Source organism: Campylobacter sp. CFSAN093229 (genome assembly GCF_011068225.1).
GTDB classification, from domain to species: Bacteria; Campylobacterota; Campylobacteria; order Campylobacterales; family Campylobacteraceae; genus Campylobacter_D; species Campylobacter_D jejuni.
In genome coordinates this window covers 40,031-57,396 of sequence record NZ_JAAMXB010000008.1, presented here as the reverse complement: position 1 = coordinate 57,396, position 17,366 = coordinate 40,031, and the positions used below count along the sequence as shown (strand labels likewise).

The following is a 17,366-nucleotide window of genomic DNA, read 5'->3' as shown; positions in this document are numbered from 1 at the left end:
TGGAGCGGGAAACGAGATTCGAACTCGCGACCCCAACCTTGGCAAGGTTGTGCTCTACCCCTGAGCTATTCCCGCATAAATTTCTGAAAGAATTGAAGATAAAAGTATAGCAAAATAAACTTAAAAGGAGTTTATTTTGCCTTAAGTTATTTGCAAATAAATAAAGCTTTCGCGCTTAAAATTTGTTCTTTTTCGCTGATAATTGGAGATGAAAGTTCTATATTGTCAGATTTTGCATTTAACATTCTAGGTGCGATATTGGCATTTGTATTTACTTGTAAATTTTTCAATACACAAGTTTTATTAAGATCTAAAGAGTAAGTTTTTTCATATTCGTATGATGTTTTTAAAAGCTCTTTGTAGAGATTTTCTTTGTTGTTGTTTAGTGTATCTTTTGAAAATTTTGTTTGTATGGCTGGTGTTGAAACGCTGATGAAATTATTTTTAGCTATGATAGAATTGATGTCATTTAAAAGCTTGTTAAAATCTGCAAGTTGATTTTCTTTAAATTCACATTCTAAATTTGCATCAAATCTTTGACCTTTTGGAGTTTGTATACCATCTTTATAGGAAAAATTAGGCTCTAAAGAAAAACTTCCTCCGCTACAAAAATTTTCTTTTTTTGAGCGTTCTAAAATTTGATTGAAAGTATTTGCGATTTCAGCTTTTTCGCTATTGTCTAATGTGATTTTTGAGCTTAAATTTTCATTTGCCCAAAAATTAATATTTGCATATAAAATATCGGGTTTTAGCGTATTGCTTACTTCTATATTTCTTGAAAAATATAAATCATGATTAGAGTCTTTTTTGCCTAAAAATTCTACATTAAAAACTACTCCTGCAACAAAAAGCAATAAACATAAAAAACCTACGCCTAAACCTTTAAAAAAAGCTAACATGGATATCCTTAATAATTTAATTTGAGCTAATTTTAGCAAAAAATTTTAAAATTTTTTGTTATACTCTCATTTATGCAAAAAAAAGAGCTTGAAAAACTACAAGAAAATTTACTTCTTTGGTATGAAAAAAATGGACGCAAAACTTTACCTTGGCGTAATTTACAAAGTCAAAATTGTGATGAAAGTTTAAAGCATATTGATAGAGCTTATGGGGTTTATATCAGCGAAATTATGCTTCAGCAAACTCAAGTTAAATCAGTTTTAGAAAGGTTTTATTTCCCCTTTTTGCAAAAATTTCCTACTTTAGAAAGTTTGGCTAATGCTAATGAAGATGAGCTTTTAAAGGCTTGGCAAGGACTTGGTTACTACACTCGTGCTAGAAATTTAAAAAATGCAGCCTTAGAATGTGTGGATAAGTTTGAAGCTAAATTACCCAAAGAAGTTGAGGATCTAAAAAAATTAAGCGGCATAGGAGTTTATACAGCAGGAGCTATAGCTTGTTTTGGCTATGATCAAAAGGTTTCTTTTGTTGATGGCAATATACGCCGTGTGCTTTCTCGTCTTTTTGCTTTAGAAAATCCTAGCATGAAAGAACTTGAAAAAAGAGCTAAAGAGCTTTTAAATTTAAATCATGCTTTTGATCATAACCAAGCCTTGCTTGATATAGGGGCTTTGGTTTGTGTGAGTAAAAATGCAAAGTGTGGAATTTGTCCTTTGTATGATTTTTGTCAAGGCAAATTTCATACAGAGCTTTATCCAAGAGCTAAAAAAATACTTTATAAGAGTGTAAATTTAAATCTTTTTTTGTTTGAATTTAATAAAAAATTTGCCATAGGGCAAAGTCAAGATAAGCTTTATAAGGGTATGTATAATTTTCCTTTTTTTAAAGAAGGAGAGTATAAACTTTCTAAAGATATGAGTTTTGTAGGGGGGTTTAAGCACAGCTATACTAAGTATAAACTTAATATCAAGGTTTATCATCAAATTTTAAACAATGAAAATAAAAATTATGAATTTAAAACCTTAAAAGAGTTAGAAAGTACCGCACTTTCGGCACTTTCTTTAAAAGCGTTAAAATTAATTAAGCTCTGATTTTTTAGGCAAACATAAAGTAGCTATAAGCATGATGATTGTAAAAATAGCTATATATATAAAAAAGCCATTTTCTATACCTGCATTTTTAAATTGTAAAGCAACCCAAGGAGCAGATCCTCCAAAAACAGCATTTGAAATAGCATAACCCAAACCTGTCCCTAAAGCTCTTACATGTTCAGGAAAAAGTTTTGCTTTAAAAATCCCAGCAACTGAAGTATAAAAACTTAAAATAACAAACAATAATACCACCAACATAAATGTCAAAGAAGGATTATTTTGTGCGTTATTGGCTATAAGTGAAAAAATAGGATAAATTCCTACCAATGCCAAAATACAAAATACAATTAAAGATCGTTTGTGACCTATTTTATCTCCTATATATCCAAAAAGAGGTTGAATGATCATTAGTATAAATAAAGCACCTAAGAAAAGATTATTAACAAGCATTTTATCCATACCCGTATTTTCCATAAAAGTTTTAGTATAAGTTGTAATAGTATAAAAAGCTAAAGAACCTCCAGAAGTAACCCCAAGTACCATTAAAAAAGGTTTCCAAGATTTGCATAATGCTTTTAAAGTACCACGATCTTCATGCTGGTGAAGTTTTGTAGCACTTTCATTCATCATTTTTCTTGCAAAAAGCGAGCCTAGTGCTAAAATTCCGCCTATTACAAAAAGTATTCTCCAAGCATAATCTTTCATATCATCAATGCTAAAAAATAAAAACATTATACTAATGCTTGCAACGGCCAAAAGTTGACCACCTATTAGGGTTACATACTGAAAAGATGAGTAAAAACCGCGTTTTTCTTCCGTAGCAAGTTCTGAAAGATAAGTAGCTGCTATGCCATACTCCCCGCCTACACTAAGACCTTGAATGAGTCTTGCTATTAAAAGTAAGATAATAGCAAGATCTCCCACTGTATCTTTGCTTGGCAAGGCTGCTATCATAAAAGAGCCCAAAGCCATTAAAACCACTGATATAACCATAGATTTTTTACGACCTACTTTATCAGCTAAAGAACCAAAAAGCCAAGAGCCTATAGGACGCATAAAAAACCCTGCTGCAAAAACCCCAAAGGCATTGATTTGCTGGATAACAGGATTATCTGAAGTTGAAAAAGTATGAGCAAAATAAGTTGCTGTAAAAGCATAGATATAAAAATCAAACCACTCTACTAAATTTCCGCTACTTGCAGCAATAATAGAGCGAATTTTTTTCGTGCGAGTAAGCTCTTGCATAAACCCTTCCTTAATTTTAGATTTTTATTTAAGTATAGTGTGATTTTTGTTTAATATATTTAAAAATAAAAAAGAGAAATAAAAAAGATAAAAATATTGATAAAAATGTTACATATTTTAATAAATTTCATAAATTTTGGTAAAATGTTTACTCTAGGAAATATAATGAAATTTAAAAAAATATATATAGAATTAAGTGATATTTGTGGTTTAAAATGCGATTTTTGTCCTTCTCGAAAAGGAATTCGCGGGGTAATGAGTGAAGAAAAATTTCAAAACTTAGCTCATGAAATTTCTAATAAGGCTGAGCTTTTTACCTTTCATCTTTTGGGCGATCCTTTGCTTTTACCTAATTTGGAAAATTATCTAAAAATCTCAAAAAGTGAAGCTATGAAGCTTGAAATCACTACAAGTGGCTTTTATTTAAATTCTAAAAATCAAGCTTTATTGTTAGGGTATGAGAATATCCATCAAATCAATATTTCTTTAATGTCTTTTTTAAGTCAAAGCAAAATTTCTTTAGAACAGTATTTTAAGCCTATTTTAGAACTTTGCAAAAAGCATTTAGAGCAAAAAAGCCTTTCTTTTATCAATCTAAGACTTTGGAATTTAGATGCTAATTTTAAAGCACCTAAGTCAAATTTAAAAATTTATGAGTTTTTAGCCAAAGAATTTGAAGTTAAGATTGATACAAACTTAAGTAAAAATCGCTTGCAAAGACATATTTTGCTTCATCAAAATAAACTTTTTAAATGGCCAAATTTAAAAGATGAACCCCTTTATAAAAAAGGAAAATGTCATGCTTTAAAAGAGCAAATTGGGATTTTAAGTGATGGAAGTTTAGTGCCTTGCTGTTTGGATACTAAAGCAGATATTAACTTGGGAAATGTTTTTGAAAATAACTTTGATAAGCTTTTTAAATCACCGCGTATAAAGATGATGAAAAAAGCTTTTGAAGAAGATGAACGCATAGAAAAGCTTTGTCAAACTTGCGAATTTTTTAAAGCAAGATTGGGTGATTAAAAATTGTTATTTTCTAGCTTTGTTTTAAATTCTTGAATTCTATCTATTATCTTAGGACTAAGACGTAATAATATATGTGTATCTTTGTTAAAATAAATACTTCCTGTTTTAACTGCTTTGGTATTTTTCAATAAAGCATTTGTATCCAAAAGATTATTTTTGGCATTCATTCCAAGAATGAGTATATCCGGATTTTGTTTCAGTATGTATTCTGCTGATATAACAGGTCTTGAAATTTGACTTTGCGGACTTAAATTTTTAATCCCTATGAGTCTTAAAATATCAGCTATTAAAGAATTATCATTAAAGGCCATTAAAGGGTTGCTAGAATAAAGATAAATTGCACTTTTATTTAAAGGTTTATCACTTAATTTTTTTAAATTTTGAGCAAATTCTTGTTTTAAAAGCTCCGCTTCTTTTTCTTTTTTGGTGATTTGGCCTAAGGTTGTGATATTTTTTGTTATATCTTCTAAACGCTCGGCTTTTAAATTGATACTTTTGATACCAAAATTTTTAAGTCCTTCTTCTAAATTTAAAGAATAAGAGCTTAAAATCACCAAACTTGGTTTTAATGCTACTATTTTTTCAAGTGAAGGATTTGAAAAAGTGCCTACGCTTGTAAGTTTTGAGGTTTGATCTTTAGGATAGATATTTGAGTGTTGTAAAGTGGCAATGCCTACGATTTGATCTTCAGCCTTAAGCATAAAAAGGGTTTCTATGCTTGCAGGATCAAGCACTACAAGGCGTTCTTTTGCATTTAGTGTGATTAAAAACAAACTCATAATAATTAAAATTTTTTTCATTTTTTCTCCTTTAAAGCTAAAATATAAGGTTTAGAATTTTTATAAATAATCTCGCAGTTTAAATCATAAATTTCTTTTAAAATTTCTTGAGTAAAAAGCTCTTTGCTCGTTCCAAAATACTTTATTTCCCCTTCTTTTAGAAAAAGGATTTTATCGCAGAACATAGAAGCTAAATTTAAATCATGCAAGATAGCAACAACGGCTATATTTTTTTCTTTAACTAGTTTTTCGCAAAGACTTAAAAGCTCTATAGCATAGTTTAAATCAAGGGCTGAAGTGGGTTCATCTAAAAAAAGAATTTTTGGCTTTTTAAGCAAAGCTCTTGCCAAAAGCATTCTTTGAAATTCACCCCCACTTAAAGAAAGTATGCTTCTTTCTAGAAAATTTTCAAGTCTTAAATCCTTAGCAAATTCTTTAATTTCTAAAATATCTTCTTTAGAATAAGAACTAAAAGCGTGTTTTAAATTCGCATATTTGCTCATTAAAAGCACATCGATGACTTTTAAAGGGGTGTTTAATTCTGATTTTTGAGGCACAAAGCCGCAAATTTTGGCAAATTCTTTAAGAGAAAAATCTTTGATATTTGTATTAAAAAGACTTATCTCTCCTTTATTTGGACTTAAATTTTTAAGTATAAGTTTTAAAAGAGTGCTTTTACCTGAGCCATTTGGCCCTAAAATTCCTATAAAAGCCTGATTTTTAAGTTCTAAATGAATGTTTTTTAGTAAATCTTTTTGGTGATAAGCAAAGCTTAAATCATGTATTTTTAGCATTATAAAAATCTCCTAGCACTTAAAGCCAAGTATAAAAAAATAGGAGCTCCAAAAAATGCAGTTAAAATTCCAATCGGAATTTGCACAGGGGCTAAAAGAGTTCTTGCTAAAGTATCACAAATAAGTAAAAATAATCCTCCAAATGCTGTACATAAAGGGATAACTAAGGCATTATCATAATTTTTAAGCAAAAGTCTTATAGTATGAGGAATGATTAGTCCAACAAAGCCTATAAGTCCGCTAAAAGCAACCGCAAAAGATACAGCTAAGGATGAGACAATGAGTAAATTTATCTTTAATTTTTGAGCATTTACCCCTAGATTTCTAGCTTCATCATCTCCGCTTAAAAGTATGTTTAATTCGTTTTTATGAGCGTAAAAATAAAACAAACAAAAAATTAAAGGCAAGATTAAAATTCCCACACGAAACCAAGAAGCATTGCCTATATTTCCCATAAGCCAAGCGACTATTTTAAAAGAATCTTCGCCTATAAGATAAGTGAAAAAAGAAGTAAAAGCTCCTAAAAAAGATGAAGCTGCTATGCCGATAATGAGTAAAGTTGCTATAGAAGCTTTAGAAGAAATTTTAAAAACTCCTAGGGCAAAAAAGGCAGAGCAAACAAAACCTAAAATTCCATAATAATAATCATTCAATTTTAACAAATACGCCAAAACCGCTCCAAAGGTTGCCGCAGAAGCTATACCTATGATATAAGGATCGGCTATAGGATTTGAAAATACATTTTGAGTGATAGCCCCACTGCTAGCTAGAAGCATACCGATTAAAATCGCCATTATAATGCGTGGCAAGCGTCCATCTATGATGATTTGTCTTAAAATTTCATCTTGGCTAAAGATATATGAAAAAAGTTCTTTTGGGTTTAAATTCTCATCTCCTAAGCAAAGTGCTGTAAAAGAAGCGATTATATAAGCTATCAAAAGCCCTATAATCACTAAAATTTTAGAATGCGTATTTAATTTCAACATAGTAGTTTCTGCCATTCCCAACTAGGTATTGATCATTTATACTGTCTTGATAGGTGTAGTATCTTTTATCGAAAAGATTGCGAATTCCTGCTAAAATTTGTAATTTTTTATAATTATATTTCATACCAATATCTGTTAAAAAATAATCCCTTATCCAAGAATTTTTAGACATTTTTCCTGTATTTCCATCTATAGTTCCACCATCTTTTGCTCTAGAAAAATAGGTTAGATCAATAAAATTTGAGAAATTTTTATTCCAAGCGTATTCGAGCCCAGCTGTGGCTTTGATTTTTGAAACATAAGGAATTCTTATGCCGTCATTAACACCTTTAGAAATTTTAGCATCAAGATAAGTTAGACTTTCTCTAAAGATTAAATCATCATCTAAGAAATTTTGACTCAGACTTAATTCTACTCCTAAACGGCGAGTTTGATCTATATTATAATATTGCCAAAATCCTCCACCTGTGGCATGAGGGTTTCCAAGATAAGAAATTTCATCTTTGCTTAGGGTGTAAAATAAAGTTAGATTAAAGCCGTAAAAATCCCACCAAAAATCATCAATTCCTAGTTCAAAGGTATCAAAGATCTCAGGATTTAAATTTGCAGAATAATACTTTTGTAAATTTTTATCCTTATTGACAAATTGTGCTGGACTTGGAGAGACAAAACCTCTTTCGTATTTGATATAAAGCTTTCCTGTGTCTGAGTATTTAAAATTTGGAGTGATTTCAAAGGCGAAGTTATGACTTGTATCATCGGTCGAAAAAAGTTCAGTTTTAATATTAGGTCTTCCAAGTATTATCATATTGCTAGTGTAATTTCTATTTGTGTCATAAAGATTATATTCATATCTTGCTCCACCTAAAATACTAAAAATATCATTAAATTCATGAGAATCAAGAGCGAAAATAGAATGGCTTTGCTTATCCATATCCATAAGCGTTGTCATAGTATGACTCATGTTAGTGCTTACATCATAGTGAATAATGCTTGTTCTTTTTGCATCATGGTTTGTAAATTCATAACCAAAAATAAAATAAGAATTATTTGCATAATTTAGTTTGTTTTTTAAACTTATCCCTGTAAGCGTGTCTTCAAAACCACTTCCATTTTGATATACAGGAAGACTCATACCTCTATAACTCATTGTAGAAACATCTTTTAGATAATTGATCTTTTGATTTTGCCAAAAAGCTTCTAGGTTAAATTCCCATATATCATCAAAATAGTAATGATAATCCAAAGAAATTTCAGGGCGATTGATTTGTGTGATATTATCACTATTACCTTTTTGAGTTGGATTGCTTTGAGCTTGTGCTTTTGTTAGATAGCCACTGCTGGTATTTTTGCTTTTAAAATAATTATAACCCAAAGTTAAATCGCTATTATCATTGATATCAATATAGGTTTTTGTGTTGATAAAATAACCTTTTTCATTATAACCTTCTTGATATCCATCAAGGTTAAAACTTTGTATATCAAAGCTAAAAGCTAAATTTTCATTTATTTGTTTGGCGCCATTGATACCTAAATTTCCACCTAGTCCACCATGATCATAGGCACTGCTTTTTAAATTTATAGCAAAAGCATCTGATTTTTGTTTTTTTGTAATGATATTAATCACACCCCCTCTAGTACCACTTCCATAAAGCACAGATCCACCCCCAGGTATGATTTCTATGCGTTCTACATTATCTAAATTGATACTATCTAGAGGGGTTACACCATGGGAATTATCAAGAACATTAATAGCACGCCCATCGATCATAACTTTTACAGCTATATTGGATTTATCTCCTTGTCCACGCATATCTATATTGCGTCCAAGTCCAAAATTTACAAAGCTAATACCCGAAATTCTTTCTAAGGCTTGTTCTAAGGAAACATAACCTTTATTTTGCAGATCTTTGCCTTCTATGCTGATTACATTGCGTAAATTTGAGTCTGCATCTTGCTCAAAACCTGTTGTACTAACAACAACTTTTTGTAGATTGATAGCTTCATTTGATTCTTGTGCATTTAAATTAGTTATTAGCAATAATGCAAATAAAGATAATTTAAAAGCTTTTTTATTTGGGTGCAAATTTTACTCCTTAAATAAAATAAATAATGATAATTTATATCATAATAATTTAGAACTAAATTTATCCTTTATTAACTTAATTTAGTATAAATTTTTGTTAAAATAGATAATTTATATATTTTAAGTTATTTTTAATTTGATAATTGATACCATTTTTTTTAATATTTTATTTTAAAATCAAGAAAGGATAAAAATGAATTTTGAAAGCATTATTTCTCATATGAATGATCATCATAAATCAAATTTAGTTGATCTTTGTAAAAAATTTGGTGGTATTGAGCAAGTGCAAGATGTTTTTCTAAAAAGTGTTGATTTTAATGGCTTAGATCTTGTTTACAATGATAAAGAAAATTTACGAGTGGAATTTCCTAAAAAAGCCGATGAAAACACGATTAAAGATACTATAATATCCCTTTGCATGAGTGCAAAGAGCGAGCAAAATTTTAGTGGCGTAGAAAAAGAATTAAATGAATTTATGCTAAGTTTTAATTCTGTAGCTTTGGCAACTTTAAATACAAATGGAGAAGTTGTTTGCTCGTATGCACCTTTTGTAAGCACACAATGGGGAAATTATATTTATATAAGTGAAGTAAGTGAACATTTTAACAACATCAAAGTAAATCCAAACAATATAGAAATAATGTTTTTAGAGGATGAGAGTAAAGCTGCTTCTGTTATACTTCGCAAAAGATTGCGCTATAGAGTAAATGCAAGCTTTTTAGAGAGAGGTGAAAGATTTGATCAAATTTATGATGAGTTTGAAAAACAAACCGGAGGAGAAGGAGGCATTAAAACTATACGCAAGATGCTTGATTTTCATCTAATAAAGCTTGAATTTAAAAAAGGACGCTTTGTAAAAGGTTTTGGTCAAGCTTATGATATAGAAAATGGAAATGTTGCACATGTAGGTGCTAGTGGAAATCCACATAAATTCCCACATAAGCATTAATTTGTATAAAATCTTATAAATTTTGTTCTTGTAAAGCTTGGGCTTGATGATGAGTGATTAAAGGTTCTATGATTTCATCAAAAAGCCCATCTTGCATAATGGCATCTAAGCGATATAAAGTAAGATTTATTCTATGATCGCTGATACGATTTTGTGGAAAATTGTAAGTGCGAATGCGTTCGCTTCTATCTCCACTTCCTACTTGTGATTTTCTTGCTTCACTTTCTTTTGCTAGTCTTTCACTCTCTTGCATTTCATAAAGCCTTGCTTTTAGGACTTTCATCGCACTTTCTTTATTTTTGTGTTGGCTTTTTCCATCTTGATTGACTACAACTATACCTGTAGGGATATGAGTGATACGAACAGCTGAATCAGTAGTATTTACACTTTGTCCACCATGTCCTGAAGATCGCATAACATCAACTTTAAGATCGTTTGGATTGATTTCGATTTCTATATCATCAACTTCTGGCATTACTGCCACGGTGATAGCAGAAGTATGCACGCGTCCTTGGGATTCTGTTTGAGGAACTCTTTGAACACGGTGCGTTCCACCTTCATATTTAAGTCTTGAATAAGCCCCTGTTCCTTTAACAAGCATGATGATTTCTTTAAATCCACCTACACTTCCTTCACTAGAGCTTACAATCTCAAGTTTATAGCCGCGATTTTCAGCATATCTTGCATAAGCTTTTACAAGATCTCCTACAAATAAAGATGCCTCATCGCCACCTGTGCCTGCACGAATTTCAAGAAAAATATTTCTTTCATCATTGGGATCCTTAGGAAGAAGTAAAATTTTAATCTCTTCTTCAAGTTTTGGTTTTAATTCTTCTAAAGTTTTTAGTTCTTCTTTTGCAAGTTCCCCAAGTTCTGGATCGTTTAGCAAAGCTTTATTTTCTTCTATATTGTCTAAAGTTTTTAAATACTCTTTAGCTTTTAAAACGATAGGTTCTAAATTTTTTTGTTCTTTAGAGAGTGTAGTCATTTTACTGATATCGTTGAGTATATCAGAACTGCTAAGAAGAGAATTTAACTCTTCAAAGCGTTTTAAAAAAGGATCTAGTTTGCTAGCTAACATTAAAAACTATATAGAAAATTATGCGATTTTATTTACTAAAAGGGCTAAGCGGCTTACACGGCGAGAAGCAGTTTGTTTTTTAATGAAACCGCGACTTACCATAGCATGAATGCTTTTATTAGCTACTTTTAAAGCTTCATTAGCAGCATTTTTATCTCCATTTGCTGCAGCTTCTCTTACGGCTTTAGTTATATTTTTAAGTCTTGTTCTATAGAATCTATTTCTTTCTGTTTTTTTAATAGTTTGTCTTGCTCTTTTTTCAGCAGATTTATGGTTTGCCATTTATATTTTCCTTTTTTGAAATTAAAGACTAAATTATATAAGAATAAAATTTAAAATTTAATTAATTTAAGCAAAATTTCAAAATAAATCTTTTAAATTTATATCCCAAAAAACTAAATTAAATTTAAGTAAAAATCCGTAAATTACCGCACTTAAAAGTCCAGCAAACAATCCTGCTAGCATATCATCAAGCATTACACCTAGTCCGCCTTTGACTTTTTTATCTATCTTGCCAATAATAGAAGGTTTTGTAATGTCAAAGAGTCTAAATAAAACAAAAGCCAAAACAAAATTGACTATCGAGTTTTCAACACTTGCTGCAATAGCACAAGCAAGAAAAACCCCAGCAACTTCATCGATAACTATGTGTTTGTCATCGTGAATTCCTGTTTTTTTTTCATAATCATCTATAACACGAATACTTGCAACAAAAATTAAAATGCTTAGTAAAAACAAAGTATTAATCCCAAGATATTTAAGTATAAAAAAAGCAGGTATTAAAGCAGCGATAGTACCAAAAGTCCCACTTGCCTTTTTTATAGAACCTGAATAAAAAAAAGTTAAAAATAATTTTTGCATTTTGTTACACCATATAAGACATTTGATGAATTTCTAAAAGTTTTTGATAAAATTCTTCATCATTTTTGTATTCTAAAATTCCATCAGTTGGAAAAAGCTCATTATAAATTTTTTGCATATTTTTTAATCTATTTGGAAAAAGAGAAGTTAAGATAACACTAGATACTTCCTTGCGCATGAAAATTGCTGGAGGAATGATACCCGCTCTTAGTAAATCTTTTAAAGACTGAGAATTATAGTGCAAATGGTGATGACAACCATGAGGGCAAGATCTTGTGCTAACAATCATGCGACATTGATCGCAAAATACAAATTCAGGCAAAACAATCACTTCTATGCCATAATCCTTGGAAAAATCATCAAGTATGGTTTTTGGTTGATTATCATCATAAAACATTCCAAGTCCTGTATGATTTTGTCCTACTACTAGTTTGGTACAACCTAAACTTTTTGCGATAATGCTTTCTAAGCCAGGATTTAAATGAGCGTGAAAAATATTAATATTTTTTAATGGAAAAATGAAAATTCTATCCGGTGGAAGATAGTTTTGAATAAATTTTTTCAAATACGCTTCTTTAAGTTCGAATTCAAACCCATTTGCATCAAAAGATTCTACAAGAAAAATTACAACTAAATCTGCTTTATCAATAGTCCAACGAAACATTCTTTCATGAGCACGATGCAAAGGATCAAAACTTGAAACTATAGCGGTAATTTTTTGTGCATTAAGATTGTTTTTGATTTGTTGAAAATTTTCTTTTATTTTTTTAATTTGAGAATTGTAAATTTCTATTTTTCCACTTATACAAGTTGTTCCCATATCTTCCAAAGAGCAAGTGTTAGGACTGAAAATATCAGAAAAATTTTTATTATTTTTAAATTGGCTTTTAAAGTCTATATGTCCTACTACTTTTTCGTCTAGTATGAGATCGATTCTATCGCCAGATTTTATATCATTTAGTGCTTCTTCAGCATTTTTTGGTGCAAAGCTTAAGGGATAGGGAAAACTTTCTCCTTTAAATTTTCCTGATTTAATGATTTCATTGACTTCTTTTTCATTCATTAAATGAGTGCAAGTGCCTAGCAAACTTTCTTTAATAAGTGATAAGATGCCAAATTCATTTTGATCTATGGTAATGTTTTTATTTTTTCTTGCTGATTTCATATTTCTTCCTTTTTTCCCATAAAGATTTACGTGAAATGCCTAATTTTTTTGAAAGATCAGTATCAGGAAATATATTTTGGTAATTTATAATAACATATTTTACATACTCATCTATGGTTAAAATTTCATTGCTATCGATATTTTTTTCATTATCATTTAAATTAATGCAGTTTATTTTTAAATCATCTGTATTTGAATTGGTATGCAAAATAACATTTTTGTTTTGTATAAAATCTAGGAGTTTTTCCTTTTCTGCTGCTTTTAATGCTTGAAAATTACTCAAAAATAAGAGATTGTTTTCTGTGGGAAGTTTCATAACTTTTTCAACTGAATTTGTAGATGTTAAATCAATAAAAGAAAGAGTAATGTCACATTCATTTACATAATTAAAAACAAAAGCATCAGCACTGCTTTGCTTGTTGGATTTTAATATCAATGGAAGTTTTAATTTTTTATAATTATACTCTGGAATTTTGATTGTTTCTAATCTTGATTTGATGTAGCTTTGATAAGCTTTATTAAGGATTGAAAGTTTTCTAAAATCTTGATAATGCTTTATTTTTCTAATCAGCTCTTCTATCATAAAGGGTTTTTGAATATAATCACTAGCACCTAATTTCAAAGGATTTGAAACTGTATCTGTACTTATATAAGAAATAAGCAAAATAATAATACTATGTTTAAACTGACCTACGGCTTTTAGAAAATTATTAGTATTTGTAGAAAGCAGTACAATATCATAGTATTTTTCACCATTGTATTCATCAAACGAGTTGATAATTTCACAGCTATATCCAGCATCACTTAGTTTAATGCTAATGCTTTGTGCTAGATAAATTTCATTTTCAATAATTAAAACTTTCATAATCTTGTCCAATCAAAATATTTTAAATTTACACTACTAAGCACTGCCATACCTTCTTTTCTTCCAATAAAACCCAATTTTTCCGTTGTTGTGGCTTTAACATTGATTCTAAATTCATCTAAATCTAAAGTATGAGCTATATTGCTTTGCATAGCTTGTTTAAAGTCTTTAAGTTTAGGGCTTTGTGCCATGACGCAAATGTCTATATTAATGAGTTCAAAACCTATTTCTCTGACTTTATCATAAGCCTGTTTTAAAAGCTCCATGGAGTTGGCATTTTTAAATTTCATATCAGTATCAGGATAAAGCTCTCCTATATCTCCAAGTCCTGCAGCACCTAAAATCGCATCAGTTAAAGAGTGAGCTAAAACATCTCCATCGCTGTGTGCTTTAAGCCCCATAGTAGGATGAATTTGCACTCCTGCTAAAAGCAAAGGGCGATTCTCTCCAAATTCATGCACATCAAAACCATTGCCAGTAAAAATTTCAAAGCTAGGTGTAGGCAAATCAAGCTTTTTAAGATCTTCTTTAAAGGTTAGTTTTCTTGCATTTTCTTCACCTTCAACAAACCAAATTTTTCCACCCATTGCAGCTATAGCTGTACTATCATCTGTAAATTCTAGGTTTTGATCCAAAGCTTTTTTAAGCAATTTGGTTTTAGAAATTTGCGGGGTTTGAATGAGTTTGATTTTTTCTCTTTGTAAGGCTTCATTGTTAAAAAGTGTTGTATCTGCAACTTTTAAAGCAGGAGTGATGCAATCTGCTTTATCTAAATTTTCAATCAAGCGATCAAATAAATTTTTACTTACTAATACTCTTGCCACATCGCTTACCATAACAAATTCACTATCTATGAGCTCTAAGGCTTTTTTTAAGGATTCTGCTCTGGTATCACCACCTTCTATAAATTCATAGTTTTTAGTGAATTTTTTCATATAAGCGATATTACTAGAGGTAACAACTATTTTTTTAAAAGGATAAAAAGAGCTTAAATTTTTTGTTGCATAAAGCCAAAGAGGGTCATTTCCAAGTCGTAAAAATTGTTTTTTTACCTTTGTGTTAAAACGAGTAGAATTTCCAGCTGCTAACATAATGAGGCTAATTTCACTCATTTTTTCATTCCTCTTTTTAATATTGTTGGTTTTTATAATGTTACCATATTATACACTTATAAAAAGCTAAATTTTATCATTTTATTAGTAAAATTGATTTTTTTAAAAGACAAGGAAAAAACATGAAAGAACAAATTTTAGAGAAATTAAAAACTGTAAAATATCCTGGTTTTGAAAAGGATATAGTGAGTTTTAACTTTGTAAAAGATATTAAAATTCAAGATGATGGTGTATTTATTGATATAGAAATCGTTTCAGCAAATCCTGAAGTAGCTAATGAAATTCGTAAAAATGTTACTGAAGTTTTATCGAGTTTGGCTTTAAAAAATATCGAACTTAATATCATCACTCCAAAAATTCCTGAAGAAAAAAGTAATTCAAGAAGTGGAAAAAATATCGCTCCACAAGTAAAAAATTTCATCATGGTTTCAAGTGGAAAAGGTGGTGTGGGCAAATCTACAACTACAGTGAATTTAGCAATTTCTATGGCTAAAATGGGAAAAAGAGTAGGTATTTTAGACGCGGATATTTATGGGCCAAATATTCCAAGAATGCTAGGCGAAACCAAAACTCAGCCTGAAGTAGTAGGACAGAGATTAAAGCCTATTTTAACTCATGGTGTTTATATGATGAGTATGGGGGTTTTGATCGAAGAGGGTCAAGGCCTTATGTGGCGTGGAGCTATGATTATGAAAGCAATCGAGCAACTTTTAGCTGATGTGATTTGGCCTGAACTTGATGTATTGTTTTTAGATATGCCTCCAGGAACAGGCGATGCACAAATTACTTCCGCGCAAAGTATTCCTATTACTGCAGGAGTTTGTGTAAGCACACCTCAAACCGTATCTTTAGACGATAGTAAAAGAGCTTTAGATATGTTTAATAAACTTCATATTCCTATAGCGGGTGTGATTGAAAATATGAGTGGATTTTTATGTCCTGATAATGGTAAAGAGTATGATATTTTTGGTAAAGGAACAGCTGAAGATATGGCAAAAGCCTATAAAAGTGAAGTTTTAGCACAAATTCCTATAGAAATGATAGTAAGAGAAGGTGGAGATGAAGGCAAGCCTGTGAGCTTTTATCATCCTGAAAGTGTGAGTTCAAAGCGTTATTTAATAGCAGCTGAAAAAATTTGGAGCTTTATAGAAAAGATTAACGATGAAGGTGGTGCGGATAATTCTGCTATACAACCTGTGATGAATGGAAAAAGTGCGTGTTCGCATTAAAAATTAAGTGGATAAGGAAAAGAAAATGATTAATACTAAAGAAGATTTTTTACTTTTAATCAAACAAATCGAGCAAAAAAGTGGCTATAAAAAACCTAAAGCTTTTGGTATAGCAAGGCTTGATAGAGGACAGCTAAATAAAAATAAAATCTTGCAAGCAAGTTTTGCTTTGATTAATTACGAGCAAAATTTTGGCTCAGCAGCAATCATGCTTGAAGCTTTTATGCAAAGGGGTGTGGAGATTGATTTTAATGCGAGTGAGTTTGTACAAACTTTGAAATTAGAAGATATTGATTTTGCACTTTCTTGTTTTAAACCTTTTTTAGAAGAAGAGGGACATCAAAATATTGATTTATTAAAGCTTATCAAAGATAAATTTAAAGACGATGAATTTGCTTTTGTTTGTCTTTTTGAGGATAAAGAACCTTTAAGTGTAGAAAGTGTTTATCTAAAACTTTATTTGCTTTCTACTAAAAAAGTACCTTTAAGAAGTATCAATCTAAATGGAGCTTTTGGACTTTTAAGCAATGTAGCTTGGAGTGATGATAAACCTATTGAGCTTGAGTATTTAAGAGCAAATGAAATGCGTTTAAAAATGAGCAATCAATATCCAAAAATCGATTTTGTTGATAAATTTCCAAGATTTTTAGCACATATTATCCCTGAGAATAATACAAGAATTTTAGAAAGTTCTAAAGTAAGAATGGGTGCGTCTTTAGCAGCAGGAACAACCATCATGCCAGGGGCAAGTTATGTGAATTTTAATGCAGGTACAACAGGAGCTTGTATGGTTGAAGGGCGTATTAGCTCGAGTGCTATAGTAGGAGAAGGTTCTGATGTGGGTGGCGGAGCTTCGATTTTAGGTGTTTTAAGTGGAACAAGTGGCAATGCTATAAGCGTAGGTAAGGCTTGTCTTTTGGGAGCTAATTCAGTGACAGGAATTCCTTTAGGGGATAATTGTATAGTTGATGCAGGTATTGCGGTGCTAGAAGGAACGAAATTTTTACTCAAAGATGCCGAAGAACTTGCTAAACTTAATCCTTATTTTAATTTTGATAAAGAAATTTACAAAGGCTTAGAGCTTAAAGGTTTAAATGGGCTACATTTCCGTCAAGATTCTATAAGTGGTGCTATGATAGTAGCTTTAAATAAAAAAGCAGTCAAACTTAACGAAGCCTTGCATTGATACAAATTTAT

Annotated in this window: 17 protein-coding genes and 1 tRNA gene; 5 read left to right on the top strand and 13 right to left on the bottom strand. The window is 30.5% G+C overall.

All coding sequences use genetic code 11. The annotated features are described in order from the left end of the window. Window positions 1–75 (bottom strand) — tRNA-Gly (locus FBE93_RS04750). A 71-nt stretch (window positions 76–146) separates the two neighbouring features. Further along, window positions 147–899 carry a hypothetical protein gene (locus tag FBE93_RS04745; protein ID WP_002932473.1) on the bottom strand — a complete coding sequence of 251 codons (753 nt, stop codon included), beginning with the start codon at window positions 897–899 and terminating at the stop codon, window positions 147–149. 72 nt (window positions 900–971) lie between these two features. Here FBE93_RS04745 and mutY point away from each other — a divergent pair, with 72 nt between their 5' ends. Next, window positions 972–1,991, top strand: coding sequence for an A/G-specific adenine glycosylase (gene mutY, locus FBE93_RS04740; protein ID WP_165434224.1), 1,020 nt, complete (start codon window positions 972–974; stop codon window positions 1,989–1,991). Here mutY and FBE93_RS04735 read toward each other — a convergent pair. Continuing rightward, window positions 1,977–3,236: an MFS transporter gene (locus FBE93_RS04735; protein ID WP_165434223.1), complete on the bottom strand. Its 1,260-nt coding sequence runs from the start codon at window positions 3,234–3,236 to the stop codon at window positions 1,977–1,979. The two genes, mutY and FBE93_RS04735, sit on opposite strands and share 15 nt — an antisense overlap. Before the next feature lie 165 nt (window positions 3,237–3,401). Between FBE93_RS04735 and FBE93_RS04730 the strand changes: the two genes are divergently transcribed. Next, on the top strand, window positions 3,402–4,259 hold the full coding sequence (locus tag FBE93_RS04730; RefSeq protein WP_002932467.1) for a radical SAM/SPASM domain-containing protein: 858 nt from the start codon (window positions 3,402–3,404) through the stop codon (window positions 4,257–4,259). Here the strand turns inward: FBE93_RS04730 and FBE93_RS04725 are convergent. From FBE93_RS04725 to FBE93_RS04710, 4 genes are read right to left on the bottom strand one after another with little or no spacing between them, the layout of a single operon-like run. Then, window positions 4,256–5,062 (bottom strand): ABC transporter substrate-binding protein, encoded by an 807-nt coding sequence (locus FBE93_RS04725; protein WP_002932465.1) that lies wholly within the window; start codon window positions 5,060–5,062, stop codon window positions 4,256–4,258. The genes FBE93_RS04730 and FBE93_RS04725 overlap by 4 nt on opposite strands. Next, window positions 5,059–5,835, bottom strand: a complete 777-nt coding sequence (locus FBE93_RS04720; protein WP_002856079.1) for an ABC transporter ATP-binding protein — start codon at window positions 5,833–5,835, stop codon at window positions 5,059–5,061. Before FBE93_RS04720 ends, FBE93_RS04725 begins: the two co-directional genes overlap by 4 nt. Then, complete coding sequence (locus FBE93_RS04715) at window positions 5,835–6,821, bottom strand: iron ABC transporter permease (protein ID WP_002932462.1); 987 nt, start codon at window positions 6,819–6,821, stop codon at window positions 5,835–5,837. Before FBE93_RS04715 ends, FBE93_RS04720 begins: the two co-directional genes overlap by 1 nt. Further along, window positions 6,796–8,907 (bottom strand): TonB-dependent receptor, encoded by a 2,112-nt coding sequence (locus FBE93_RS04710; protein WP_165434222.1) that lies wholly within the window; start codon window positions 8,905–8,907, stop codon window positions 6,796–6,798. The genes FBE93_RS04715 and FBE93_RS04710 overlap by 26 nt, the downstream gene beginning before the upstream one ends. A 193-nt stretch (window positions 8,908–9,100) precedes the next feature. Between FBE93_RS04710 and FBE93_RS04705 the strand changes: the two genes are divergently transcribed. Then, a complete protein-coding gene (locus tag FBE93_RS04705; protein ID WP_002932456.1) occupies window positions 9,101–9,856 on the top strand; it encodes a HugZ family heme oxygenase in 756 nt (251 codons plus the stop codon). Window positions 9,857–9,869: 13 nt separating this feature from the next. On the opposite strand, the gene prfA is transcribed toward FBE93_RS04705, so the two are convergent. The 6 genes from prfA to FBE93_RS04675 form a co-directional block, all read right to left on the bottom strand. After that, window positions 9,870–10,937: a peptide chain release factor 1 gene (gene prfA / locus FBE93_RS04700; RefSeq protein ID WP_002858952.1), complete on the bottom strand. Its 1,068-nt coding sequence runs from the start codon at window positions 10,935–10,937 to the stop codon at window positions 9,870–9,872. Window positions 10,938–10,955: 18 nt separating this feature from the next. Continuing rightward, window positions 10,956–11,219, bottom strand: a complete 264-nt coding sequence (gene rpsT / locus FBE93_RS04695; RefSeq protein ID WP_002856547.1) for a 30S ribosomal protein S20 — start codon at window positions 11,217–11,219, stop codon at window positions 10,956–10,958. A 78-nt stretch (window positions 11,220–11,297) separates the two neighbouring features. Further along, window positions 11,298–11,798, bottom strand: a complete 501-nt coding sequence (locus FBE93_RS04690; RefSeq protein WP_002862253.1) for a phosphatidylglycerophosphatase A — start codon at window positions 11,796–11,798, stop codon at window positions 11,298–11,300. Window positions 11,799–11,802: 4 nt separating this feature from the next. Then, complete coding sequence (locus FBE93_RS04685) at window positions 11,803–12,963, bottom strand: sulfate adenylyltransferase (RefSeq protein ID WP_002932450.1); 1,161 nt, start codon at window positions 12,961–12,963, stop codon at window positions 11,803–11,805. After that, window positions 12,941–13,828 carry a response regulator gene (locus FBE93_RS04680; protein WP_165434221.1) on the bottom strand — a complete coding sequence of 296 codons (888 nt, stop codon included), beginning with the start codon at window positions 13,826–13,828 and terminating at the stop codon, window positions 12,941–12,943. The genes FBE93_RS04685 and FBE93_RS04680 overlap by 23 nt, the downstream gene beginning before the upstream one ends. After that, window positions 13,825–14,940: a bifunctional 2-C-methyl-D-erythritol 4-phosphate cytidylyltransferase/2-C-methyl-D-erythritol 2,4-cyclodiphosphate synthase gene (locus FBE93_RS04675; protein ID WP_002932449.1), complete on the bottom strand. Its 1,116-nt coding sequence runs from the start codon at window positions 14,938–14,940 to the stop codon at window positions 13,825–13,827. The genes FBE93_RS04680 and FBE93_RS04675 overlap by 4 nt, the downstream gene beginning before the upstream one ends. Before the next feature lie 122 nt (window positions 14,941–15,062). Here FBE93_RS04675 and FBE93_RS04670 point away from each other — a divergent pair, with 122 nt between their 5' ends. Together FBE93_RS04670 and FBE93_RS04665 are read left to right on the top strand one after the other, a co-directional pair. Next, window positions 15,063–16,169, top strand: a complete 1,107-nt coding sequence (locus FBE93_RS04670; protein ID WP_002932448.1) for an Mrp/NBP35 family ATP-binding protein — start codon at window positions 15,063–15,065, stop codon at window positions 16,167–16,169. Between the two features lie 25 nt (window positions 16,170–16,194). Then, on the top strand, window positions 16,195–17,355 hold the full coding sequence (locus FBE93_RS04665) for a 2,3,4,5-tetrahydropyridine-2,6-carboxylate N-succinyltransferase (RefSeq protein ID WP_165434220.1): 1,161 nt from the start codon (window positions 16,195–16,197) through the stop codon (window positions 17,353–17,355). Window positions 17,356–17,366: the final 11 nt, after the last annotated feature.